This is a genomic window from uncultured Vibrio sp. (assembly GCF_947488985.1).
In the GTDB taxonomy this organism is placed as follows: Bacteria; Pseudomonadota; Gammaproteobacteria; order Enterobacterales; family Vibrionaceae; genus Vibrio.
In genome coordinates this window covers 1-986 of sequence record NZ_CANLBV010000237.1, presented here as the reverse complement: position 1 = coordinate 986, position 986 = coordinate 1, and the positions used below count along the sequence as shown (strand labels likewise).

Below are 986 nucleotides of genomic sequence, written 5' to 3'. Positions count from 1 at the left end.
ACTCGGTCAGACATTAACCAGAAGCATGATCTTATTGATGTTATGTTCCTTATAATTAGCGCCATCGCATCGGGGTGCGAAGGCTGGCAAGATATTGAATTATTTGGGAAAGATAAACTAGATTGGTTGAGGAAACACAGGCGATTCGAACATGGTATTCCACGTCGACATACAATAGCCCGCATTTTGCGTTCAGTTGTCGCAGAATCTTTGCTTGAGGCCTTAGCTCTCTGGATTAACGAACAGCGAACGACTCAGAACAAGCCCATCATCGCATTTGATGGAAAGGTTCTGCGGGGCTCATACCGAAATGACAAAAAAACAGCACTACAACTGGTCACTGCCTACGACACTGAACGTGGTCTTGTTCTGAGTCAAAAGAAGACTGAGAGCAAGAATGGCGAGATCAAGGTTGTACGCCAAATGCTTGATGTTATTAACGTAAAAGGCAGTGTCATCACCATTGACGCCCTGCATTGTCAGCGCGATACACTGGAGAAAATCGCAGAAAGAAAGGCTCACGTTGTTGTTCAAGTGAAGAACAACCAGCCCAAATTAAGAGCGGCTGTTGTGGAACAATTTCAAGCTGTCTTTGATGCAGGTAAAGAGAAAATAGTGACCGAAATCAAAGAGAAACACCATGGTCGCAGCGAAGAACGATACGTATTCCAGTTAAAGGCCAAGTTACCCAAAGAGCTTGCTAAAAAATGGCCGACGGTACGAAGCATCATTGCGGTGGAACGGCACCGAGTGAGCAATGGTAAAGGCAGCGTAGACACCTCATATTACATAAGTTCTCTGTCTCCGAATCACAAATTGTTAGGCCACTATATTCGTCAGCATTGGCGTATTGAAAACAGCCAGCATTACGTTTTAGATGTTGTTTTTAAAGAAGATAATTCACGGATAACGTTAGATGGTGCAGTAGAAAATATAGCGTTGTTTAGACGCTTTGTAATGAACATGCTGAAGCAATGTGATTGTGG

Annotated in this window: 1 protein-coding gene; it reads left to right on the top strand. The window is 43.6% G+C overall.

Annotated elements, in window-relative coordinates:
• On the top strand, positions 1 to 986 hold a 986-nt coding region (locus tag Q1A70_RS20055), incomplete at both ends, for an ISAs1 family transposase (RefSeq protein WP_299697637.1).